Here is a 23,310-nt window from a genome sequence, read left to right on the forward strand (position 1 = left end):
GCCGTCATAGTTGCTGCGGATAACATCCGAGTCGAGGGGACATCCGGCGCAACCTAGAGCCTCGCCTGTTGGCGTCAGGTTAAGGAAGCGACCGGTTTCGGTACCAGGGGTTCTTTTATGACTTTCGCATCACGCCTTGCTGCGCTCGCGCTTGCCGCGATGGTCGGCTGGATCGTGCCGGCCTCCGCCCAGCAGGCGCCGCCGCCCAATCTGCCGCCGCCGCAGCGGACCCCGACGCCCAGCACCTATGGGCCGGACGAGCTCGTCGGCGCCGGACACCGTTTCTTCGGCAACGTCTCGCGCGGGCTCGCCTCGATCATCGAGAAGGCGATCAGCCAATGGGGCTTGCCCAACGGCTATATCCTGGGTGAGGAAGGTTCCGGCGCGTTCGTCGCCGGCCTGCGCTACGGCGAAGGCACGCTCTACACCAAGAATGCCGGGGATCTGCGCGTCTACTGGCAGGGCCCCTCGCTCGGCTTCGACTGGGGCGGCGACGGCGCGCGCACCATGACGCTGGTCTATAACCTGCCCGCCACCAACGCGATCTACCAGCGCTTCGCCGGCCTCGACGGCTCGGCCTACATCATCGGCGGCTTCGGCATGACGGCGCTCACCGCCAACAACATCGTGCTGGTGCCGATCCGCTCCGGGCTCGGCCTCAGGCTCGGCGCCAATATCGGCTACCTCAAATACACGCCGCGTGCGACCTGGAACCCATTCTAGGGTTTTCCTCTCCCATCGGGCTTACGGATCAAGGTTAACGACAGGCCGGGGCTGGCTTTTTGCCGGGTCGCCATGGCATGGTCGTTGGTGAATTTTTCCTTAAGCTTGGGAGTTCTGCCCCATGGTCGAACCGATCATGTACCTGGCGATCGGTTTCCTGCTTTCGATGCTGTGCGGGCTCGCGATCGTGCCGCTGGTGCATAACCGCGCCGTGCGCCTGACCACGCGCCGGCTGGAGGCCGCAACGCCGCTGTCGATGGCCGAGATCCAGGCCGACAAGGACCAGCTCCGCGCTGAATTCGCCATGTCGGCGCGGCGGCTCGAGATGAGCGTCGATCAGCTCAAGAACAAGACCACCAGCCAGCTCGCCGAGCTCGGCAAGAAGAGCGACGCCATCAACCGCATGAAGATCGAGCTTGGCGAGAAGAACGCCACGATCTTCGCGCTGGAGGCGCGCGAAAAGGCGGTGAAGGAGCAGCTCCGCGCCACCGAAGAGGAATTCAACGCCAAGACCGAAGCCCTGCGCGCCGCCGAGAACGCGCTGACCGACAAGCAGAACGAGCTCGCCAAGATCAACTCCGAACTGTCCGACCGCTCGATGATGGCGGAGAGCCGTCAGGTCGAGCTGGTCGCGGTGCGCGCCCAGATCGAGGAATTGAAGAACCGCGTCGACGATGCCGAGAAGGAATTTGCCGCCACCCAAGCCCGCCTCGCCCAGGAGCGCACCGAATCCGAGACCGCCTCGCGCGAGCTCGGCGATGCCCGCGGCCGGGTCGAGAATCTGAGCCAGCGCGTCACCGAGCTCGATCGCCAGCTGATCGGACAGGTGAAGGAAGCCGAGATGCTGTCGAGCCGCGTCGCCGACCTCGAGGGACGGCTCGCCACGCAGGGCAAGCTGCTCGCCGAGCGCGACTATGAGAACAACCAGCTCCGCCAGGCCAATGAAGGCGCCGAACGCACCGTCAAGGAGCTGCGCGTCGAGATCGCGGCCTTGAGCGGCGGCAAGTCGTCGGCCGCCATGGAAGCGCTGCGCGCGGAAAAGACCGCGCTGGAGGAACAGCTGCGCACCGCCCGCGACGAGCGCGCCAAACTCCAGCGCGACATCAACGCGATCCAGCAGCAGGCGGAAAGCTCCTGGGCGACCGAGCGCATGGAGAACGCGCTGCTCCGCGAGCGCATCAACGACATCGCCGCCGAGGTGGCAAAACTCGCGATGCAGCTCGAAGGCCCGAACTCCCCGATCGAGGCGTTGCTGGCGGCCGAGGCCGGCCAGCCGCCGAAGCCGGCGCCGCGCCCGGCCAACGACGCCGCGACCAATGGCGCGCCGAGCCTGCCCGAAGGCGGCGGAACGCTGGCCGAGCGCATCCGGGCGCTGCAGGCCCACGCCTCCCGGGCCCGCCAGCAGGGCGCGTAAGCAGCCCGAAATCCGGTCTCCCTTGCGAATTGCGCGACCGGGCCAAGGTTTTCCGCCCCCCGCGGCGCCTGGAAACTTGACACCTTAAGCCCGCACTTCTAAATCGCGGGCTCCGATGCGCCGGCCGGCCGAACAGGTCCGGCCGTCTGCATGATGGTCCCGGGCGCATAGCTCAGCGGGAGAGCGTTCCCTTCACACGGGAGAGGTCCAAGGTTCGATCCCTTGTGCGCCCACCACCAAAACCTCTGTTATTCCAGCCTTTTTTTGTAATTTCGGCCGCGGGCATATTCGGCTGTTGCAGGCACGAAAGAGCAGAACTAAGCAGCAACACTCGGGGAAAGGCGGGGGAATTTGTTCTTGCAGCGTTCTGGCTCATAGAAGCTTAGCTCCCGCCTCTTCATCCCACTCCAGTTCACATAGCACCTCGGTATGGACCGACGTCTCCGCGGTAAAGCAGTTGGCATTCTCGGTCATAAGTCTCCGAGCCGCCTCCTCTGCTTTCGCTTTGGAATCGCAGCGCTCACCGACGCTTGCGATCACTTCTCCAGTTCGTTGAACCGCATCCCATCGCAGTATCTCCACAAGCGCGTACCAGATACCCCGTCCTGTGCGTCGGCGAACCTGGATCTCGTGATAGCGATCAGCCGCCGCGGCAATCCCGAGCCACAGCGGCCCATCCGCTTCGATCTTGGCGTTCTCGCGAGCCTCGAACGCGGCGCCTTTCAGAGCAGGCTCGCTTAGCCATTGAAGCTTGTTGGCGATGCTAATCAGGCTCGTCCTGATCTCTCGGATCGCCTCCTTGGCCTCGTAGGTGACCTTAGGAGCTTAGGAGCGATCCCCTGGGCGCGCTCGATGCGCGGCTGACTCGCTTCCTTGCGTCTCCAGATATCGTCCGCAATGGCGTCCAGGTCGTCCTTGGAGAGTGTCCATCGGTTCTCTCTCTCCCACTTCTCGCGATTGAGCTTTGGCGTGAGGTCCACGATCTTGGTCTGCGGTTGCTTTAAGGCTTCCTCGAGCGCCATGCCGGTTTCGAGCGCCGCAAAGCCAGATGCCACGAGGTCCTTGTGCACCTTACCCTTGTCGTCGAACGTCAGGAAACTCCCCTGCACTGTTTCGATCCGGAGCGGTTTCTTGCCCTCATTCTCAAGGATGACGTCGGCAACCTTCTGCTTCGTGCCAGCGTACTGCGGCATTGCGTCTTGGCCGCGGATCAGTCCCATCATGACGCGCTGCGAGATCGCTAGAAGCCCGTCCTCGGCGAACAGATAAAAGCGAATTGACAGACCCATGCGTGTCACCGTTTTACGGAAGCCGATGCTCTCGTGACATCGCTCTACCAATCAAGAGCTATTGGGTTGGATATTTCCGAAAGTTCGAGCCGCGCTCTACCGGGCGTGAAATCGGAGCGCTTCAAAGCAAGCATCTTTGACTGGGTGGTTACCTGGTGCAACGCGGGCTGCGCTCACGTCTCGTAGTTTGAGCCAGTGACATGGACCGACGGAAAAGGTTATTCCCGAACGATTTTCTACTTGACCAGCCAGAACCACTTAGACACGCTAGGGATGTATGGGGTGGCACCTGCTCGCTTTGTCGGTGGGCTCGAGAAATTTCGTCAGTAAGAATTTTTAGTTTGCGAAGTCTTTTAAGTTGGACGGGGGCAACGATGCGCGCGGTGAATTGGGCTGTCTGTATCTTGACGGCGGGGCTTGGAGGTTGTTCATTTTATCCCATACCCGACGACGTCGGCTATTCAAAGACTGAGGACATCGTTCGCTATGCTCGTTGCGAGATGAGGTCCGCAGTCATCAACTACATGCTTTCCAAAGAACTCATCGATCTTCCAGCTACCCCCGAACGGATTGCAGCACAGATTGCCGCAGCGAACGGAGAGTCGAAGAAACCCCTAACAAGCTTGAGCCCAAAGCAGAAGGTGTTGCTCCGAAAGATAGCAAAAGTCGCGGTGGTTTACGCGTTCGACTTCGATATCAAAGAGCGGAACATCTCTGGCGCCAGTGCAGCATTTAATCTTCCCTGGATGACGTCAAATGTGCTGGACGCCGGGGCTTCCGCGTCGCTCGATCTGACGCGCCAAGGTCACCGTGTTTTCACCTCCGAGGACACTTGGGACGAACTGCTCACCAATCGCGAACGGTGTCTGGGGGTTTTTGAACAGCCAGAAAATCCAGCAAACTTCATCTATCCGTTAACAGGGGCGATCGGAGTGGGACGCGTTGTCGAGACTTTCATCGATATCGAACAGCAAGGGGGTGCTAAGGACAGCTTTGTCGACACACTGACCTTTACGACAGACGCCGGTGGAGGCGCTGGCGCCGCGGTAAGACTGGACCCAGTGCCTAATCAGTTCCGGCCTGTGGCGGCGACTGCCGGCATCAGCGCGTCGCGACTGGACATTCACAAACTGACGCTTAGCCTTGTGTTTCCCCGTTTGGATCCGCCGTCAGAGGGGGGAATCAAAAATGTTGTTCGTTTTGATGGAGACCTAAACGCGCCATTCTTGCGGCCTGCACCTTGGCGAGCGCGCTATAACCTTTGCGTCCAGGATGCCCGCACAAGAGAGAACACATTTAAGCAGCTGCGTCTCACTGATCCCGTTGTCTATTGCATCACTTACGCTGACGAATTTGCACCCCAATATGGCCGCCAGCCACAGCGCACAATTGCGGTAACCTTGACGCAAGGCGCCAACTTGGCACCTGGGCCCGGCGGAGTAGAACAAGGGAAGCGCAGGAATACGGACGATGAACGCGAGCTGCGAGAGCGGATACCAGTGCGCCCTAACCGCCCCGCCGGCCTTCTACCTTTCTGAAGTTAAGACAGGGCAGCAGCTCAAACCGTAAGCCCAACCCGAATTGTTTCTTCTACGAATTTGGATCGAGCGACATTTGAGGAGAGTGAAGATGCTAGTCCGCGCATTGTTGATCGTTGGATTGGCTGCGGCGGCTTCGAGCGGAGCGTTTGCCCAAGCGGCACCCACAGCGGTGCCGTCTTGCGATCCGCCTAGCACGATGGAACTTCAGGTCACCTTACGCCCACAAAAGACGGGTATGTGGTGCTGGGCGGCAAGCGGTCAGATGGTCATGGAGTATCTAGGAAAGTCGGTCGAGCAATGCATTCAGGCGAACTATCGTCTGCACCGCAGCGACTGCTGCAATTCCCCGACACCCGACGAATGTGTTTCGGGCGGTTGGCCGGAGTTCGAGAGATACGGATTTCAATTCAAGCGTACAAACGGCACTCCGTTGACTTGGAATCAGCTGCGCAGTCAGCTTGCCGCCAAGAAGGTGGGCGAGCCTTGCAGCTTCACGCCTTTCGCATTCAGTTGGCGCTGGATCGGGAATGGTGGCCATATGATGGTCGCAACGGGCTACACCACGACACCCGATGGAAAGAACTACGTCCATGTCAACGATCCATGGGAACCGAATATCGGAGCGACTCGGACAATCCTCTACGAGGTCTACGACCAGCTTCCAGGTGATCACACTCATTGGGACGACTTCTATGACATTCGCTAACACGGTAGCTCTGTCGAGCATCCTCGTCCTTGCCGCGGCGCCAGCCATATCACAGGACGCCAAACTGCAAACTGCAGCGCCTGCCGCGGCCACGTCCGCTGCGGCCCAATCCCTCGACACTTTCCGCTCGATCTCGAACGCTCCGACGCAGTTCAAGACACTTGGTCTTGACGCTCCCGGTGACGCCTCCCACGCTTCGATCGGAGACCCCGTTGCCGACTACATGATCGGGCTTGATCCTCTGCGGGAGTGGGACGGCGGCGATCCGATGAAGCTGCTGCGTCCGACGGGCCAGTTTGTTTATTCGATCACCGTCGATGGAAAGACCAAATCCTCCGTCACTATCGCAGAGATAAAAGGGGAATGGGTCGCTGCAGCGTTCGGAACGCCAAACGAGGCACGTGCCCGCAGCGATATAAAAGCGAACTCGACCGCGCAAGCACCTGGCGGTACCAACCATTTTGCGCAGGTACGCGTGCCCGCTTTGCGCACTACGTTTGTGGCCCTTCAAGCAAATGACGGCCTCGTCCTGACGTCCTTGACGTCACGTCCTGAATTTGGCCTTGAGCCTGGAAAGTGGGAGTCCGCATCAACGGTACTGAGGCGCTTGCAGCCATTTGCGAGACGAATTGATCCGAACCTACCAAACTGATCACCATCACTGTCTACATGGATCACGGTATCGCCAGGCAGCAGGTCTTTCCGCTCAACCTTGATCATAATCATCCTGTTGTAAAATCTCTCTGACCACCGCCCGATCATCAATACCCGTCCGACGGCTTGCAAAGGTCAAACCATGACAATTATAGCTGGATGAAGGACCACCGCGCCGATGATCAGCTTGGGGATGCTTACTCTCCCAGTTCCTGCATTCAGCCCTCTGCGAGCTCGGATCGATCGAAATAGTTCTTGATCTGTTTTACCGTGCCGAGTTTCGGTATTTAGGGAACCCCTTACTTGAATTACCAATTCCAGCCTCCCCGGGGACGTTCCGGCGCCCACTATATCCCGACGGCGCCGATTCAGGCACGTCTAGACTTCGAGCGGGCGCGGTGCATTAGCCCTTAGAGGCATGCATTCCCACTCTGGTGGGGCCGGCGGCTTGCGCAATAGTCTGACCATCCGCCATCGACCCCGCCCTTCTCCCGCATGTTGCCGAGGCGGTAGGCCGGCTCGACCTTGTCGGCTATCGTGTGGGGCTAGGCCATGTCGGAGATGGTTGGGGGAGCCGGCCTGTTCGGTGCACCAGTCCTTGAATGTCGCCCGGAAGCCGTGCGGCACGGCGTCCCTGCTGAGGTTGGGATCGGCCCAGCGCGGGGCGCCCAGCGCCTCGCCGGCCCCGTTAAAGCGATTGATCGCCGCAGCCACTGCGTCCGTGCTTACAAACTAACCAGGCCCTCGGCCGGCAAGCTCTCGGGGACGGGCGGCGTTGCCTGCAGCCATAGGGGCAATCCGCAGAATCTCCGATGAGCCGGCGCTGTGCGGGTTAGCGGGCCCATAGCTCCAATCCCCTCTGGGGTGGGGAAAAGACGGGGAGATCGCGTTGGTCACGAAATTTGCAAATTGCATCAATCGCAGGTCTGGCCTTCACACGGGAGAGGTCCAAGGTTCGATCCCTTGTGCGCCCACCATTCATTTTCCTGACCGCTGCCGGTTGCGGACGATCGCCCTGGCCTCACGGCTGTTCGGGACCGCCCATATCAAGAACATCGAAAACAACCCCATGCACGGTAGCCGGCCTCAGTCGGATCAAGGGGCTGCGCCTTTTCCGAATCCTGGTTTGACCCGGGGCAAGACAGGAGCAGGGTTGCATGATCTGAAGAGAATCGTGCGGCGCTAATGAGCCATCAGGACAGGCAGATCCGCATGCTCCATGATATAGCTGGTCGCCCCGCCGAATATCATTTGCCGCAACCGGGCGCGGGTGAAGGCTCCCTTGATCAAGAGGTCGCAGCCCTCAGCTCTAACGGCATCGAGGACTGCCTCTCCGGTGTCGCGATCCTCCAGTTCAACCGTTCTCGCCTGCGCTGCAATGTCATTGTACCGCAGTTGCTGGACGATCTGATCGGCAGACGGTCCCGGTACCGCTTGGCCGCCAACGACGGTTAGGACAGATACCTTTTCGGCCAGACGAAGCAACGGCATGGCAAATGCGTTTGCCCGAGCTTGCTCGGTACTACCGTTCCAATGGATCATGATGTTTGTTGCGATGCTTCTTGGTGCATTCGACGGCACAAGTAGAACGGGCCTGCCGCTCTCGAACAGCGCAGATTCAATCGCGCGACGGTGAGGGCCCGCAGCATCAATGTCAGACCGTGCCATCACGATCAGATCGAAAGCGCGCCCATAGCTTCCGACAAAATCTTCGCCCTCAGGGGCGGTCTCCAGCCAGCCGAAACATGGTCGACCCAATCCAGCGGATCGAGGAACATCGTGCTTCAGCATGAATGCTTCGAAAAAGACGCGCATGTCGTTCAATTCGGCTGCGCTCTTCACTTCATACGAATCTAACAGAATGCCGGTGGCCAACTCCGCGGCCAGATATTGAGGGATGCCGAACCGGAGCGGAAAGCCTTCGATATAGGCGCCGGTACGATGCGCGAGGCGTACGGCGGCATCGAGCGTGGGTGTCATCATCGGAATATTCTGAAGCGGGACCAAGAGCGTCTTCATTTTCGACCTCCGGTGTTTGCAGTGAAGTTCGACGCAGGATTCCTAGTTTCGCTTGAATTGATGCCTACGATAATTTCACTTCGCGTCGTTCCGGTGCGCCGCCAGCCTACGCGGCAGCCTGATGATGAACTCCGTATAGTCGCCGGGCTCGGTATCGACCTCGATGCTGCCGCCGTGCTGTTTCACGATGATGTCGTGGCAGATTGAAAGGCCAAGGCCGGTTCCTTCGCCTGCGGGCTTGGTTGTGAAGAATGGGTTGAATATTTTCCCTCTCACGTCGGCCGGGATGCCGGCGCCATTGTCGCGAATCCGGATCTCGACGGCGCCGCCGAGGTTTGTCGTCGTCGCGCGCAGCCTTGGCTCGAAGCCGTCGCCGGCGGCGTCCTTTTGTTTGCTCGCCGCGTAGAAGCCATTTGAAACGAGATTGAGGAACACCCGCGTGATTTCCTGCGGATACAGATCGAGCGCCCCCGCAGACGGATCGAGGTTCCTTTCGAGCGTGATGTTGAAGCCTGCTTTCTCGGCGCGCGCTCCGTGATAAGCAAGGTTGAGGCTTTCCTCGAGGATGGCGTTGATATCGGCCGCGCGGCGTTCGCCAGACCCTTCGCGAGAGTGCAGAAGCATATTCTTGACAATGGAATCGGCGCGCGTTCCGTGCTGCACGATCTTTTCCAGGTTGCCTTGTAGCATGTGTATCAGCACGTCGATGTCCAGCCTTGCTGCCTCGCCGAGTCCGGCTGAGCGCAGCGCGTCGCCGAGTTCTTCGATCAGTTCGGAGGAAAGCGCAGCAAAATTGTTGACGAAATTGAGCGGATTCTTGATCTCATGCGCAATGCCGGCGGTGAGTTGCCCGAGCGAGGCAAGCTTCTCGGTCTGGATCAACCGATCCTGCGCATTTCGCAATTCCTCGAGCGATTGGGACAGTTCCATGGTGCGCTCGCGCAGCTCGTTCAGCAGGCGTGCATTCTCGATCGCGATCACGCCCTGGTGTGCGAAATTGGACACGAGCTCGATCTGCTTGTCAGTGAAGGATCTAACTTCCTGGCGAAAGATCGTGATGGTGCCAATCAGCTCATCTTCCTTCAGCATGGGCACGATGACGAGGGTCCGTGCGCCGGCAAGGTCGGCAAGCGCGCGAACGTTCGGGTTGCCTTCGACGTAGGGCGGCTGAGTCCTGATATCGTCGATATGAACCGTCTGATGAGTTTTCTCGACGGTGCCTAGCCCGCTCGCCGGATGTGGGCGAATGCTCTGGTACAGCCGGGTATCAACATAAGCCTGTGGCGCGTTGTGTAACGCAACCGTGCGAAAGCCGCCATCCTCGTAGAGATTCATGGTGCCGAAGCCGGCCCCGCAAATTCGCGTCGCGTTCTCCAGCATCTTGTGGAAGACCGGAGTCAATGCGCCCGATGAAGCGCTTATGATTTCCAGCACCTCCGACGTTGCCGTCTGCCGCTCCAACGATTCATTCAATTGTTCGAACAGACGCACGTTACCGATGGCGATGACAGCTTGATCCGCGAAAGTCTGAAGCAGGTTGATCTGCTTCTCGCCAAATGGACGAATCTCCGTGCGACGAAGCACGATCGCACCCATGCTCTCGTCATCGCGCAACAGCGGCACGCTCAGAACGGTCCGAACGTTTGAGCGAAGCGCATATTCGCGTCCGGTCGGGAACTCCTCGCCTTCGGGCCCGAGCAGGTCGTGCACATGAACGGTGCGACGGTCGATAATCGCCCGGCCGGTGGGCGATTTGACACTGATCGCCCGCCGGCTCCACACCACGGGAACTTGTCCATGATGGGCCTGGATGACGATGTCGTCGCCGTCCCTCAGAACCACCAGTGCATCATATGCCTCGCAAAGTCCGCATGCGCTTTCCACGATCGCCTTGAGCACCGGACCGACCTCGGTCGGCGAGGAAGCGATAACCCGCAAGATATTGGCGCTGCCGGTCTGGTACGTCAGCGCCTCAGACAGATCTCGCGTTCTGGTCTGCAATTGTTCGAACAGCCGTACATTCTCGATGGCGATCACGGCCTGGTCGGCAAATGTGGCGACCAGTTCGATCTGTTTTTCCGTGAAGGGCTGCACGCGCTTGCGAGCGATTACGAGCGCGCCGATCGGCTCATTTTCGCGCATGAGGGGAACACCGAGCGCCGTGCGCTGACCAGCCATGGTGATGGACTCGTGCAGGCCGTATTCGGCATCGGCAGCGACGTCGAGGATCTGCACTGGGCGGCGCTCAAGTACGGCCCGACCTGTTACCGTGCTCCGGCCGGGCGTAATCGGGTGACCCTGCAGAAACTCGATGTATTCCTCGGAAAACCCCACCGCTGCTCCGGCCTGATATTCATCGCCTTCGCGGCGCATGATGAATGCCATCTCCGCTTCGCACAGCCGTGCCGCCGAATCGACCAGCGTGTTGAGCACGGTCTGCAGATCGAAGGTCGAGCGGCTGATCACTTTCAGCACATCGGCAGTCGCGGTTTGCTGCTGGAGCGATTCGGCGAGATCGCGCGTCTTCGCCTGGACCTCATCGAACAGCCGGACATTCTCAATCGCGATCACGGCCTGATCGGCGAAAGTTGAGACCAAGTCGATCTGCTTGTCCGTGAACGAGTTCACGGCCTTGCGGCCCAGGAACAGCACGCCGATCGTTTCTCCGGATCGAAGCAAAGGTACGCCCAGGAGGGTCCGGTAGCCGCCGGCCCTCTGCTGCTCGGGATAAGCGTATTCGGGATCGACCAGGACATCCTGGATCTGGACAGCCTTGCCGGACAGCAGGACACGCCCAACGACGCTGCCGCGTCCAGCATTGAGTCGAATGCCCGCCGAGACCTCGGCCCACTCGGGCGAGAAATTGTACCGAGTTGCATGATAGTATGCGCCGTCGGTGTCCTGCCGGACGATTGCCGCCATGTCGGCACCACACAGCCACGCCGCCGATTCCGTGAGCGTGTCGAGCACCGTTTGCAAATCAAACGCGGAGCGGCTGATGACCTTCAACACATCGGCAGTCGCCGTCTGCTGCTGCAGCGATTCCCGCAAGTCGTCAGTGCGCGCCTGCACCTCATCGAACAGCCGCGCATTCTCAATGGCGATAACGGCCTGATCGGCGAAAGTCTGCAGAAGTTGCACATGATGCGGAGCGAAGGCACCCGGCGCGACCCGCGTGACGCTGATCATGCCGATCACCACGCCGCCGGTCGCGAGCGGAACGAACAACATGCTGCGAAAGCCGCGGGCGCGCGCGATGAATTTGATGTCGTTTGTCAGCGCTTCGGTATCGGGGGTCGGCACCACCTTACCGGCCCGCGCACTTTCAAAACTCTCGAAATCGGCAATCGGCCGCGGAAACATCTGCTGCAAAGCTCGATCGGCCGCAGAATTCGTCGGCGTGAAGGCCGCCAAATGGGCAGTGCCGTCAATGAAGCGGAATACGGTCGTCGAAAAGCCGCCGAGCAGGGCATTGGCGCGCCTCGCGATCGCATCGAATACCGGCTTCACCTCCGATGGCGAACTGGCAATGATTTTGAGGATGTCCGCGGTGGCGGTCTCGCGATCTTGTGCAGCGCGCAATTCGGCCAGGAGCCGCGCGTTCTCGTGCTGCAATTCCGCCACAACGCCCTGAGGAAGCGCGGCCATGATGAAAATCCAGGTCGCCAGCCGGTTCGCGGCCGACGTCAAAATCCAATCAAGAAAGCGTCGGAATTATTCCACCATCAGGTGCCTCCGACCAGACGTATCGCTAGTTGATTTTCAATCGACCACGCGTCAATTCGCCTCCTCGATCTACCGAGGCAGCGAGCTCCACAAGTCGCGCCGCTTTGGTCCACATGGTGGCAGATCGCCGGATCCAAGTGCGGCTATTGCGGCGGCTGATTTCGGACCGCCTCTAATCTCTCAATGGGAGATACGGGTTGATTTAATTTTGCGCTAGCTTTTTCCGCACCAATGCTTCAGACTTGCCTTTATTATGGATTTAATTTTTCAGGGCGCTGCGATGGGAAAACCTGCCGTTTCCCGCGATGCTTTCCGTGGGCTGTTTGCTTTATATGCTGCGAAGGCGCATCACGACCGTAAGGCCGAGGGCGAACATTGTCTCTTGAAGCTATTCGGATCTGCGGAAGATTTACCCGATGCTTTACTGCTGCAGTGTTCGGACAGAGCTGAGCTGCTCCGCTCTGAAACTGTTGGTCGCTTGGTGAGCCCGCGCGTCCGTCAAATCACGAACGGCAACGCTCAATATGACCATGCCAGCGACTTTCTGCACGCGCTACTGAGAGACCTTGAGCAAAAAGTGCACTAATCGATACTCGCTGCGCTATCGTCGCTGATCCAGGAGCAATTGAATCTGGTGATGCGAGCCAACTCATGCCGGGGCGAAGCGGAGCGATCAATCAGCTGCACCAGATACCTGGAGCATGGCAGGGACGCCTACGGGCCAACGTGACGAGCCGAATGTTATGTCCGTTTACGATCCATTACGGGAAGAGCTACAGCGCACAGGGCCGCAAACGATTCGGCTCACATTCTCGGAAATTGAAGCAATTCTCGGCAGACCGTTGCCGCCGTCAGCGTACAAGTTCAATGCCTGGTGGGGAAACAATTTGCGCAAAGCCGGTCACACGCAATCTATGGCTTGGCTGCATGCCGGCTTTGTAGCCAGGGTTTCACTAAGACAGCGAGCCGTGGAGTTCATCGACCTCGACGAATTCCACCGCGCCGGGCTAGCGCCCCGCCCGTACCGGCAAGGTCCATCAGAGACATCGCCAAGAGGGCACCTCAGGAACGCATCGCGTCAATCGCGTGGGCTATCAGGACCGCAACGCTGACGCCGATAAGGATAACGAGGACCCAGTTCAAAAACACGTTCGCCTCCACCTTTGGAATTGAACGCGAGCAACCGTGCACAGTCAAAAACAACCGGCCAAAACTATTAATTTCGGCTTGGGTTGAGGATTCAATGTAACTGTTGCGTCCGTTGTCGGCCCTATCGATGGAATGCCATAAATAGAAGAACCCCGACAACGCACGCCGCGAGCGAGAGCAAGTAAATACCCACGGCAAATCCCGACTCATCTCGAACTGGAGATTTAAATGGGAACTCGCATTATGCGCCGGTCAAGCCCAAAGCTTACTGGAAACGGTTGATAGGACCTTTAAGCTTCCTGCTGCGGCAATCATGGCACGGCAGCCGAGTCTCTGCCGCGACACTCCAGCTTTAAATGGCTAAATTAAATGCACTTTGCCATGGAGATTAGGTCTGATTTAATTCCGCTCTCACGCGACTGCGACCGGCGCATTCAAAGCAAGAAGCGCGCGATTTGCGTTTGCTCGCACAGGCCTTACCGACGCCTTTTTCCACATTTATGACAAGCGACCTCGGTTTGGGGCCGAGATCGCCAACCTTGGGGAAGGTTTGCTCCCGACGGGGGCTTTTGATTTGGGGACTTGTCGGAAGCTTGGATTCGACTCGGAATTGGGAAAGTCGTTCCGCTTACCGAGCAAATAAAAGCGGCCTCAGCGAACGGGTGCCGGGGCCGCTGCATTTCCGACCATTCATTCAGCTCACCTGTCCTATCGGGGTTCGTCCCCATAGTCATCGGACTTGTAAGCGCTATCGGTCCACCTGATGGGTTTGTCCCTTCCTGATGCGGAAGGCAATAATGCTCATCGAATTGTCCTCAAAGAGCAGCCGTGGCCGCGCGCGTTCTTGAAGCAGTCTGGGCGGCTGAGGCCGGCTGGGCTCTGCTTCGGCTTAGAGAGCCTTTGGGCCAGAGCAAAACAGCAATTCACACTTCACGGTCGCGTGCACGAAACCATTTTGGCGGCCAAACGAAGCGGCGCTGAAACAACGGCGTCCGATGCTGAGATCGAGTGAGGGAGGATTAAATGCGCAGCCTAATTTTCGGGGTAGTGCTCGTAGCGCTAGCAACGATCGGATCTTCATCGTTTGTTTCGGCCGCTCTTTCGGCAACGCGGGATGCGAAGTCCGCAACGATCTCAACGCGGTTCGCGCCAGCACCAAATGCTCCCAGTTGCACTTTCGCCCCCAGGCCGCGGGCGGGTTTGAGCGTGCGTTCTTGAGCGGCTATTTTCCGAACCATGGATCGGCACTTCGCTGGTCGATCAGAACCTGATTCAATCTCAACGGCTTGAACGAATAGCAATTGCGACCAAGGATAATTGCGCATTGTGCGTAGCTTGGGGATACCTGCTAATAGGTCAACGCATCTGCATTTTCCGAATCGACGTTCCATGGTCGCTGGCGCATGCGCCGTATTCGGGGGTGTAGGTGTGAGCCAGTTTCTATCGATGCTGCTGCTAACAACAGCCGTGGTTTTAACCGTCTGCTTCGGGGTGGCGGCGTGGCGCCTCTCTGACGAAAAGGACACCGATATCACTGGCCAGATCGCACGCCAGTCGTATGGATGGAAAGCGGCACCGGCCAGATAACCCTTTCGCTTGCCTCCTGCGCGCTCTCTGGCCTGAAATGCCGGTTGCGCTTCCCTGGCACGGTCCTTGCCAATCCCGGCCTATCTTTACCGGTCCTGGCAGGGAGCCGTTTCGCGATGAAACAGAAATCTCGAACCTCAAAGCCGCAAAAGCCTACTCTGGCACACATAGCTTCCGATTTGGTGAGATTGCTTAAGGCGATACAGGATCTCGAGGGCCTCAGAGAGAAAGTCCGGCTAGCAGAAGCCGCTCGCGTATTGCACTAAGCTTGGCGGGTAGAGGCGCATTATTTAGGTGTGGCTAGATCAGCGCCGTCGCCCTGAAGCTGTCGATCGCAGGCGATCACGGCGCCCGCCAGCGGTCCTTCGAGCTGCCTCAAAATGTCGAAAACAACCCCATGCACACAAGTTGACGGGCGTTGAGCTGCCGGAGGTGTAAGACGGAGCAGGCTTCAGGCGACCCGCTCCGGCCGCCAGGCCGCGTAGAGGCCAACAAGCGTCCCCATGGCGGCCAGCGCTGCCGCCAACAGCACCTGCAATTCGCCGTCATCAGCAGGGCCGACGGACGATACCAACCTGGTCACGATCACGAACAGGATGCCCACGGCGGCCGCTGCACCCGCGCAGAGATAGGCGAGCTCTCGCGTCAGGCTGCGGCCGAGAAGTCCGAGCGCCGTGAAATACATCGCGCAGGCGTTGGGATGAACGAACAAGGCAATGCGCGCGTAAGCGCCATAGGCGTCGAACAGGGACTCACATCGGCGCAGGGCCGCCTTCGAGGCCACCCGCTGCAGGAACGGCCTGAAGAAACGAGCCTGTCCGTAACTCAAGACGGCGCCCAGGATGATAGCGAGCCACGCCACCACAAAGACGGAAGCATCCGCCGACTTTGGATTGAGCGCCACGGACATCAGGATGAGGGCGGTTCCGGGAAAATAGCCGAAATACGGGAAGACCGACTCCAGGAGCACGCAGACGAACATGAACACCAGAAACCACGACGAACCGGTCGCACCCTGGACGATGGCGTTCAGATCGAAAAGGTTTGCCCTGTACAGGACGAGATACATGCACATGGCCAATGCAGCCAGCGCGTAAAACGGCAATGCTCCCGACAGAAACCGTCTCATCCAACCATCGGGCTTTGTTTCGCGGACACGGCGGGGATCATCGATATCAGGACAAGACAACGGAAACACATAACTCATGCTTTAGGCGAATGGGATTGCTCCTGCAATCCTCGCCTCACCCTGCACGCTGCTACGCAATCGACAGAATCTCGATCTCTTGCGCGCCCGTCCCTACGACGTCACCCACCGCCTTCCCCATCAGCGACCGCGCGACCGGCGCGACGAACGAGATCGTCCCCGCCTTCGGGTCGGCTTCGTCCTCGCCGACGATGCGGTAGGTCTGCACGCGGCCGTCGGTGCGGCTGAAGGTCACGGTGCTGCCGAAGGCGACCGTTTCGGTCGAGGTCGGATCGGGAATGAGCTGCGCCGTGCGCAGCCGTTCGGTCAGATAGCGGGCGTCGCGCAACGGCACCGCCGACTGCCGGCGCTTTTCGTTGACGTCCTCGATGGCCTGCGCGGCCTCATAAGCCTCGCGGGCCTGCTGAAGCTGCGTCTGCAACGCCTGCAGCCCTGCTTCCGTCACGAGGTTGGGATGCGGCGAGATCGGGCGATCCGGCAACAGCGTCTCGGACGCGGTTTCGGCGCTTTCTTCCTTGGTAAAGGCGACGCTCAATTCAAAGATCCTGTCGAACTGTTTCGGGTAACGGCGCGCACCATCATGCTGCGATTCACCGAGGGGAAATCGCGCAGAGGCGCCGCTGACGATTGCCCTGGACTATATCTCAAGTTCGACGAAACGACGGAGCTTGAAGACGAGGTCCGGCATGGCCTGGCGGAACCGCGTCGCGTTCTGGAAATTGGTCGAGAACGGGGCGAAGGTAATCATGGCGTTCCAGTGCCGGTAGCCATAGACCGTGACCGAGGCGCCGGTCGCCGGGAAATTCTCCAGCTTGCGCAGCTCGCCGAGCACGAGATCGGCGATCGCTTCTGCCGGCAACAGCTGCTTGCCATCCCGCGTCGTGACGATTTTCGCAGGCGGCTCGACCGGTTCCACGGTGGCCGGCGCGGCGCTGGCCGCATCCTCCTGCCCGGTCGACGTCGCCTCAGGGACGGGCGTCGCGACCGCGTCCGCTCCGTTCGACGGCACGGTCGGCGGCCCCTCGGTGAGCGGCGGCGGTGCAACACTGTCTGCGCGCTTGTTGCCTCCAAGGATGCTGCTGATCATGGCCACAAGGCCAGCATCCTTCACGTCGTCACTCATCACTCCCCCCAGGCTTCGGCCTACTCTAGCACTGCGCTCGCAGACCGCCACCGGGGATATGAGGTCGGCAGCCGCCCGGCCGGCGCCCATCTGGGCAGGCACCGGCGGCGCGACGGCTGATCACGTCGCGCCGCCGTGCGACCCGTCACTGCTTATCGAACGGGATATATTGCTGGTACTGCTTGGGCACCGAGCTGCGATAGCGCGCGGGCACGGTGCCGCTGTCGACGGAGTGGTCGATTTCCTGCTGCCGCGTCATCTTCTTCTTCGCCGGCTTCTTCGACGCGCCCTTCTTGGAGTCGGTCGGCTGGCTGGACGTGTCGGTGGTTGCGCTCGGCGCCGCCGTCGTGGCCGGCGCAGTGGTTGTCGCCGCAGGCGCCGCGGTTCCGCCGGCAGCAGGCGTGCTTTGGGCCAGGGCATGCGGCGTTTGCGTCATGAGCGCCAGCGCTGCCACTGCAGCCAGCAAATATGATTTCTGCATCAGAACCTCCAAATGCCTTGATCCGTATGAGGCAAGCCTAGTCCCACGGGATCGAGGCGTGCAAGTTCGCCGAGGATAGGTCGGAACCCGTGCGCGAACTGTGGCGGAGATCACAGTGCAAGCCGCTGGCTGCGTCACGATGTACCTCGCTTCGAACGCATCCGGCGTCGCGGACACCAACACAGCATGACCCCGCGTCAGACAGGCCACGGGAACGCCAAGGCTCGGTCGTTCCACCTACCATTGAAGGAGATCGAAATGCGTCGCACCATCCTCACGCTTGCATCGTTCGCAACGCTGATCGCCGCATCGTTGTCGGCGGCCCCGGCCCAGGCCGGAAGCGACAGATACTGCCTGCAGGGCCGCAACTGGGGCTATCCCGGCAACTGCCAGTTCGCGAGCTACCAGCAATGTGCCGCCACGGCCTCCGGAACGTCGGCCTATTGCGGCATCAACCCGCGCTACGCCTATTCGCAGCCGTATCATTACTGATGACGCAGGTGGTGAGACTCCCTCTCCCGCAAGCGGGAGAGGGAGAGCACCTGTTGTGCCGGAAGTGATTAGCCCGGCCTCTGCGCGCTGGCTCCCAATCCGCTTTCCTCGAGCCGCGTCGCGAACCAGAGCGAGAGCGGCTGATCGATTGCGGCGCTGACATACACCTCCGACATCGTCACATGATGCTTGTCCAGCACGAGCAGCACGCCGATCCAGTAGGGAAACCAGACATGCACGTCGGTCAGCGCCCGCAGCTTGTGCTGGTCGTGCTCAAGCGGGGTGTGATTGCTCGCCTTGCGGATCTCCACCGTGAGCAGATTGTTCGGGATCTCGCGCTGATGCACGACGACATCGGGGTAGATCGACTTGCCGAGATGGTCGTCGGTCGAGATGATGGTGCCGTGCGGCAGATGCAGCGTGCGCTCGCCGAGCCGGTCGTAATTGCAGTCGACCGACCAGCCGGCGAACTGCTTCTCCAGATGCACGGCGAACCGGTGGGTGACCGCGCGCTCGCCGATGTCCTTCTCGAACAGGAAGCCCTCGTGGGCGTAGAAGTCCCGCAGCGCCGCGATCACCTTGTTCAGCTCGGTCTGCATCGTGCCTCCGGGCCCATCTCACGCACCTGGTTCGGTGTCGTCCCGGCGAACGCCGGGACCCATACCGCGAGGTCTATCGAGTGTACACGGCGCACGTACCGAACTCCGAGTCTTCGCCAAACCTCTCCCTGGGGTTATGGGTCCCGGCGTTCGCCGGGACGACGTGGGGAGAGAGCTTGTTCAATCACCCCCCTACATCTGGACTTCGATCAGCCGCGGCCCCGGCTCGGCCACGGCTTCGGCCAGCGCCTTGTTGAACTCGTCGGCATTGGTGACGGCGCGGCCGGGCACGCCCATGCCCTTGGCCAGCGCGACGAAATCCAGCGTCGGGCGGTCGAGCCGGAGCATGTCGTTGGCGCGCTGACCGGGCTCGCCGGCGCCGACATTGTCGAACTCGCCGCGCAGGATCTGGTAGATGCGGTTGGCGAACACGATGGTGACGATATTGAGGTTCTCGCGCGCCTGGGTCCACAGCGACTGGATCGTGTACATCGCGCTGCCGTCACCGACCATGCAGATCACCTTGCGGTCGGGGCATGCGATCGCGGCGCCAATCGAGAGCGGCGTCGAGAAGCCGATCGAGCCGCCCATGTTCTGGAGCCAATCGTGCGGCGCGGCGGCGGCCGTCGGCGGGAAGAAGGCGCGGCCGGTGGTGAGAGACTCGTCGACCAGAATCGCATTCTCGGGGATCGCGTACGCAATCGACTGCGCGATCGAGGCATGGGTCAGCGCGCCGGTCGGCTTGATCAGCTCCTGCACCGCCTGCGGCTTGACGTCCTTGGCGCTGGCCTTGACGGCGCCGGCGAGCGCTTCGAGCGCTGCGACCGAATTCTCGCCCCACGAGGTCATGCGATGCACGTCGCAGCCCTCGGGCTTGAGCATGCTCGGCTTGTTCGGATAGGCGAAGAACGCCACGGGATCGTCGGACTCGACCAGCACGATGTGACGGAACTTGGCCAGCATCGGCAGCGCGTTCTCGATCACGTAATGGATGCGGTCGATCGAGTAGCGGCCGCGGCCGCGCGCCATCTTGGGGCGGAAGGTCGGACCCATCACGGTGCAGCCGGTCTTGGCGGCGATGCGCTCGGCCAGCGCAAGGCCCTGCTCGCTCAGGGCGCTGCCGGTCATCAGCAGCAGCGTACCCTCACCGTCGCCATGCAGGATTTTTGCGGCCTGCTCGACCGCCTGCGGCGAATAGCTCGCGCGCTGCTGCTCGGCTGGAACCTCGGCAACGCCGTCGGCCTCGTTCCAGGCGGTGTCGGCGGGCAGGATCAGGGTCGCGATCTGCGGCGGGGCGCTCTTGGCGGCGGCAATCGCCGCGGCGCCGTCGGCGGCGACCGATTTGGCATCCGGCGAGGTGCGGACCCAGGACGACATCGGCCGGGCCAGGCCCTCGATGTCGGAGGTCAGCGGCGCGTTGAAGCCGATGTGGTAGACCGCATGCTGGCCGACGATGTTGACGATGCCGGAATTGGCCTTCTTGGCGTTGTGCAGATTGGCAAGGCCGTTGGCGAGGCCTGGGCCGAGATGCAGCAGCGTCGAGGCCGGCGTGCCCTTCATGCGGAAATAGCCGTCCGCTGCACCGGTCACGACGCCCTCGAACAGGCCGAGCACGCAGCGCATGCCGGGCACGCGGTCGAGAGCTGCGACAAAATGCATCTCGGAGGTGCCTGGGTTGGTGAAGCAGACATCCACCCCACCCTTGACCATCGTCCGCACCAGGCTTTCCGCACCGTTCATTCGTTCTGCTCCCGCAACCGGCAATATCCAAAGACCCGTTCGATCAATCATTGTTCGCTCGTCCCGTCAAAGCAATAGGCGGCATCGCGGCCCTGCCCCGCGCGACGATGCGCCGGCTTGGCTAATAGCCCGTTCCGATAGAGTCGGAACGGGGTATTAGCCCCATGTTTTGACGCGTTTTCTTGATGCGAACCGGTATCCACTTCGCTTGAAAACGCTCTGGCGCTTTTCGGCAAATGGCATGGTTGCCGATTTGATAACGCCTGTGCTGGATGATGTCCCTCACGGGGCCGTGGCTTGCGAAAAGCCCGCAAATATGGCCTGTGGCCTGTGTTGAATCGATTTTTTGCTGGGGGAAACAATGATCCGGTTTTTTGCCGCGCCGATTGCCGCCGTCGCACTGCTGTCGGCCATGGCGGGCGGCGCGTTCGCCGAAGAGTTCGACTCGCGCGACATCATGGGCGGCGGCCCGAACTTCTTCCGTTCCGGCGCCAATCCGATCCCCCGCACCACCGTCATGTATAACGGCAATTACGCCCCCGGCACGATCGTGGTGAACACCAGCGAACGGCGGCTGTATCTGGTGCTGCAGAACGGCCAGGCGCTGCGCTACGGCATCGGCGTCGGCCGCGACGGCTTCCGCTGGGGCGGGGTGCACAGGATCACCGCCAAGAAGGAATGGCCGGACTGGACGCCGCCGTCGCAGATGCTGGCGCGCCGGCCGGACCTGCCGCGCCACATGAAGGGCGGCGTCGAGAATCCGCTCGGCGCGCGCGCAATGTATCTGGGCTCGACGCTCTACCGCATCCACGGCTCCAACGAGCCGGAGACGATCGGCCAGGCGGTCTCCTCGGGCTGCTTCCGCATGACCAATGACGACGTCAGCGATCTCTACGGCCGCGTCTCGGTCGGTACCACGGTGGTGGTGCTGAACAACTGACGCAACTCTCGTAGGGTGGGCAAAGCCGGAGGATCGCGCGAACGCGCGGTCTGCCGGCGTGCCCACGGGTTTGAGATGGTGGGCACGGCGCTTTCGCGCCTTTGTCCACCCTACGACACTGTAACTCTCTTGTTACAGACAACGCCGGGAACCCGCAGGCCGCGTGAATCTGCGGCCTTGTGCGCGCGACGTGAATACGGCAGCGTCGCACGACGATGAGCGCACTCAATCCGTCCTCGGCTGCCCTTCGCATCGCCCTGCTGGCGCTCGGCGCGCTCACCTTGCTTCCTGATACCGCTACCACGGCCGCCCCGGGCGAATTACCCGCGATCTCCTCGCGCCAGCGCTCCGAGAAGAAGAATTTCACCGACGGAGAGATCGTCGAGGGCTTCCTGAAGACGGCGTTCGGCGCCGAATATCATCTCGCCGGCCGCGTCGACCGCATCCGCAAATTCGACGGGCCGGTGCGCGTGTACGCCGAGAGCGACCGCGCCGACCGCAAGACGCAGCTCGCCAAGGTCGTGGCCGACATCGCCCATCGCGTGCAGCACCTCGACATCGCCATGATCGCGACCGCCGAAGCGGCCAATGTGCGGGTGAAGCTGGTGCGCGACCGCGACCTCTTCCGCACCATCTCCAGCTTCTACGGCGCCGAGAAGGCGCGCGAGATCCGCACCTCGCTCGACCCGCAATGCCTGTCCGGCTTCCGCAAGAACGACAATTTCGAGATCGAGCATTCCGACGTCATCCTCACCGTCGACAACGGCGATTTCGTCTTCCTCGACTGCGCCTATGAAGAGCTGCTGCAATCGCTCGGGCCCATCAACGACACCGCGAGCGTGCCGTGGACCATGTTCAACGACAACGTCTCGATGGGCTATTTCGACGTCTACGACCAGTACATCCTCAATCTGCTGTACGATCCCCGCATCAAGCCCGGCATGACCGTGGCCGAGGTCAAGGCGGTACTGCCCGCCGTGCTCGCCGACGTGCGCACCTGGGTCAGGCAGGTGAATGATCTGAAGGAGTGAGCCGCGCGACCCTCCCCATGGTTCGAGACGCCTGCTTTGGCGGGCTCTCACATGAGGCAGAATCTCACGGTCAAACGCGCCTCACACCTTCCTTGCCTTCGACATCAGGAACTGCTGGCGCATCACATTGTGGCCGGCGTCGAAATATTCCGAGATCAGCGCCTCGAACTCGGCTCGGAAGCTCTTGAGCTTGTCCGGTTCGTCCTTGTACTGGGCGACGAGCTTGATCAAAGGCCCGATCGTCGCTTCCATGGTGCGGCGGAAATGCTGCGGGCTGAGGGCGGACGGCGTCATCATGTCCATCTCGAAGGAGAGATCCTTCGTTTTCCCCGCGAGACGCTCGGCGACGATCTTCGGATCGCCCCACAACACCGGCGATGCCACGCCCTCGGGCGGAGGCAGATGGCGGCCGATCAGCGCGAACATCCGCCCGACATACAGATGCGGCGGCCAGGTGGAGAAGGCGATGGTGCCGCCGGGCTTCAGCACGCGCAGCATCTCGCCGATCGCGACGTCCGGACGCGGCGCGAACATGTGGCCGAACTGGCTGAGCACCACGTCGAACTCGTTGTCGCCATAGGGCAGGCTTTCGGCGTCGCCGTCCTTGAAGTCGACATCGAGGTTCAACAGTTGCGCATGCTCGCGGGCGCGTTCGATCAGGACCGGCGACAGATCGAGACCCCTGACCTTCGCACCGCGGCGCGCCGCCGTGATCGCGACCACGCCGGTGCCGCAGCCGACGTCGAGCAGCCTTTGGCCGGCGGCAACGCCGGCAAAACCGACGAGCCTGGCGGCGGTCGGTGTCGTGAAAACTTCCATCGGCGTGAACAGCGACCAGGCTTCCTTCTGGACTGCCTTGAAAGCTGCAAACGGGTCCTGCGCAGTCATG

At 61.0% G+C, this 23,310-nt stretch carries 19 protein-coding genes and 1 tRNA gene; 10 read left to right on the plus strand and 10 right to left on the minus strand.

Translation table 11 applies throughout. The annotated features are described in order from the left end of the window. Window positions 1-117: 117 nt before the first annotated feature. The 3 genes from GDN70_RS32065 (at window position 118) to GDN70_RS32075 (ending at window position 2,373) form a co-directional block, all read left to right on the plus strand. Window positions 118-723 carry a DUF1134 domain-containing protein gene (locus tag GDN70_RS32065; protein ID WP_018322430.1) on the plus strand — a complete coding sequence of 202 codons (606 nt, stop codon included), beginning with the start codon at window positions 118-120 and terminating at the stop codon, window positions 721-723. 121 nt (window positions 724-844) lie between these two features. Next, entirely contained in the window at window positions 845-2,137 is a 1,293-nt protein-coding gene (locus GDN70_RS32070; protein ID WP_038973584.1) for a hypothetical protein, read from the plus strand. Window positions 2,138-2,298: 161 nt separating this feature from the next. After that, window positions 2,299-2,373: transfer RNA gene (locus GDN70_RS32075), tRNA-Val, on the plus strand. A 531-nt stretch (window positions 2,374-2,904) separates the two neighbouring features. Here the strand turns inward: GDN70_RS32075 and GDN70_RS32080 are convergent. Then, entirely contained in the window at window positions 2,905-3,426 is a 522-nt protein-coding gene (locus GDN70_RS32080; protein WP_038972714.1) for a hypothetical protein, read from the minus strand. Between the two features lie 374 nt (window positions 3,427-3,800). Between GDN70_RS32080 and GDN70_RS32085 the strand changes: the two genes are divergently transcribed. From GDN70_RS32085 to GDN70_RS32095, 3 genes are all read left to right on the plus strand, one after another. Beyond that, window positions 3,801-4,964, plus strand: a complete 1,164-nt coding sequence (locus GDN70_RS32085; protein ID WP_152103521.1) for a hypothetical protein — start codon at window positions 3,801-3,803, stop codon at window positions 4,962-4,964. Window positions 4,965-5,055: 91 nt separating this feature from the next. Further along, window positions 5,056-5,673 (plus strand): C39 family peptidase, encoded by a 618-nt coding sequence (locus GDN70_RS32090; RefSeq protein ID WP_038948259.1) that lies wholly within the window; start codon window positions 5,056-5,058, stop codon window positions 5,671-5,673. After that, window positions 5,660-6,325, plus strand: a complete 666-nt coding sequence (locus tag GDN70_RS32095) for a hypothetical protein (RefSeq protein ID WP_038948258.1) — start codon at window positions 5,660-5,662, stop codon at window positions 6,323-6,325. Before GDN70_RS32090 ends, GDN70_RS32095 begins: the two co-directional genes overlap by 14 nt. A gap of 1,184 nt (window positions 6,326-7,509) precedes the next feature. Here GDN70_RS32095 and GDN70_RS32100 read toward each other — a convergent pair. Further along, window positions 7,510-8,346 carry a universal stress protein gene (locus GDN70_RS32100; RefSeq protein ID WP_028140377.1) on the minus strand — a complete coding sequence of 279 codons (837 nt, stop codon included), beginning with the start codon at window positions 8,344-8,346 and terminating at the stop codon, window positions 7,510-7,512. Between the two features lie 75 nt (window positions 8,347-8,421). Further along, window positions 8,422-11,994 (minus strand): GAF domain-containing protein, encoded by a 3,573-nt coding sequence (locus GDN70_RS32105; protein WP_240536468.1) that lies wholly within the window; start codon window positions 11,992-11,994, stop codon window positions 8,422-8,424. 358 nt (window positions 11,995-12,352) lie between these two features. Here GDN70_RS32105 and GDN70_RS32110 point away from each other — a divergent pair, with 358 nt between their 5' ends. Then, a complete protein-coding gene (locus tag GDN70_RS32110) occupies window positions 12,353-12,658 on the plus strand; it encodes a hypothetical protein (protein WP_028140378.1) in 306 nt (101 codons plus the stop codon). Between the two features lie 2,601 nt (window positions 12,659-15,259). On the opposite strand, the gene GDN70_RS32125 is transcribed toward GDN70_RS32110, so the two are convergent. The 4 genes from GDN70_RS32125 to GDN70_RS32140 form a co-directional block, all read right to left on the minus strand. Further along, the gene (locus GDN70_RS32125; protein ID WP_028140381.1) at window positions 15,260-15,937 is read right to left on the minus strand and encodes a hypothetical protein; all 678 of its coding nucleotides are present in this window, start codon (window positions 15,935-15,937) and stop codon (window positions 15,260-15,262) included. A gap of 130 nt (window positions 15,938-16,067) precedes the next feature. Continuing rightward, the gene (gene greA / locus GDN70_RS32130) at window positions 16,068-16,550 is read right to left on the minus strand and encodes a transcription elongation factor GreA (protein WP_028140382.1); all 483 of its coding nucleotides are present in this window, start codon (window positions 16,548-16,550) and stop codon (window positions 16,068-16,070) included. Between the two features lie 102 nt (window positions 16,551-16,652). Further along, window positions 16,653-17,138: a hypothetical protein gene (locus tag GDN70_RS32135; protein ID WP_028140383.1), complete on the minus strand. Its 486-nt coding sequence runs from the start codon at window positions 17,136-17,138 to the stop codon at window positions 16,653-16,655. A gap of 145 nt (window positions 17,139-17,283) precedes the next feature. Beyond that, the gene (locus GDN70_RS32140; RefSeq protein ID WP_028140384.1) at window positions 17,284-17,619 is read right to left on the minus strand and encodes a hypothetical protein; all 336 of its coding nucleotides are present in this window, start codon (window positions 17,617-17,619) and stop codon (window positions 17,284-17,286) included. Between the two features lie 258 nt (window positions 17,620-17,877). On the opposite strand from GDN70_RS32140, the gene GDN70_RS32145 reads away from it, so the two are divergent. Continuing rightward, window positions 17,878-18,111, plus strand: coding sequence for a DUF3551 domain-containing protein (locus tag GDN70_RS32145; RefSeq protein WP_028140385.1), 234 nt, complete (start codon window positions 17,878-17,880; stop codon window positions 18,109-18,111). Window positions 18,112-18,179: 68 nt separating this feature from the next. On the opposite strand, the gene GDN70_RS32150 is transcribed toward GDN70_RS32145, so the two are convergent. Both GDN70_RS32150 and GDN70_RS32155 read right to left on the minus strand, forming a co-directional pair. Next, a complete protein-coding gene (locus GDN70_RS32150; RefSeq protein ID WP_028140386.1) occupies window positions 18,180-18,710 on the minus strand; it encodes a hypothetical protein in 531 nt (176 codons plus the stop codon). Between the two features lie 192 nt (window positions 18,711-18,902). Next, window positions 18,903-20,450 carry an acetolactate synthase large subunit gene (locus GDN70_RS32155; protein WP_028140387.1) on the minus strand — a complete coding sequence of 516 codons (1,548 nt, stop codon included), beginning with the start codon at window positions 20,448-20,450 and terminating at the stop codon, window positions 18,903-18,905. A gap of 361 nt (window positions 20,451-20,811) precedes the next feature. Here GDN70_RS32155 and GDN70_RS32165 point away from each other — a divergent pair, with 361 nt between their 5' ends. Beyond that, window positions 20,812-21,390, plus strand: coding sequence for a L,D-transpeptidase (locus GDN70_RS32165; RefSeq protein ID WP_028140388.1), 579 nt, complete (start codon window positions 20,812-20,814; stop codon window positions 21,388-21,390). Window positions 21,391-21,605: 215 nt separating this feature from the next. Beyond that, the gene (locus GDN70_RS32170) at window positions 21,606-22,421 is read left to right on the plus strand and encodes a DUF2927 domain-containing protein (protein WP_152103522.1); all 816 of its coding nucleotides are present in this window, start codon (window positions 21,606-21,608) and stop codon (window positions 22,419-22,421) included. Between the two features lie 81 nt (window positions 22,422-22,502). On the opposite strand, the gene GDN70_RS32175 is transcribed toward GDN70_RS32170, so the two are convergent. Further along, window positions 22,503-23,309, minus strand: a complete 807-nt coding sequence (locus GDN70_RS32175) for a class I SAM-dependent methyltransferase (protein ID WP_028140390.1) — start codon at window positions 23,307-23,309, stop codon at window positions 22,503-22,505. Window position 23,310: the final 1 nt, after the last annotated feature.

The organism is Bradyrhizobium sp. TM102, assembly GCF_009176685.1.
In the GTDB taxonomy this organism is placed as follows: Bacteria; Pseudomonadota; Alphaproteobacteria; order Rhizobiales; family Xanthobacteraceae; genus Bradyrhizobium; species Bradyrhizobium ottawaense.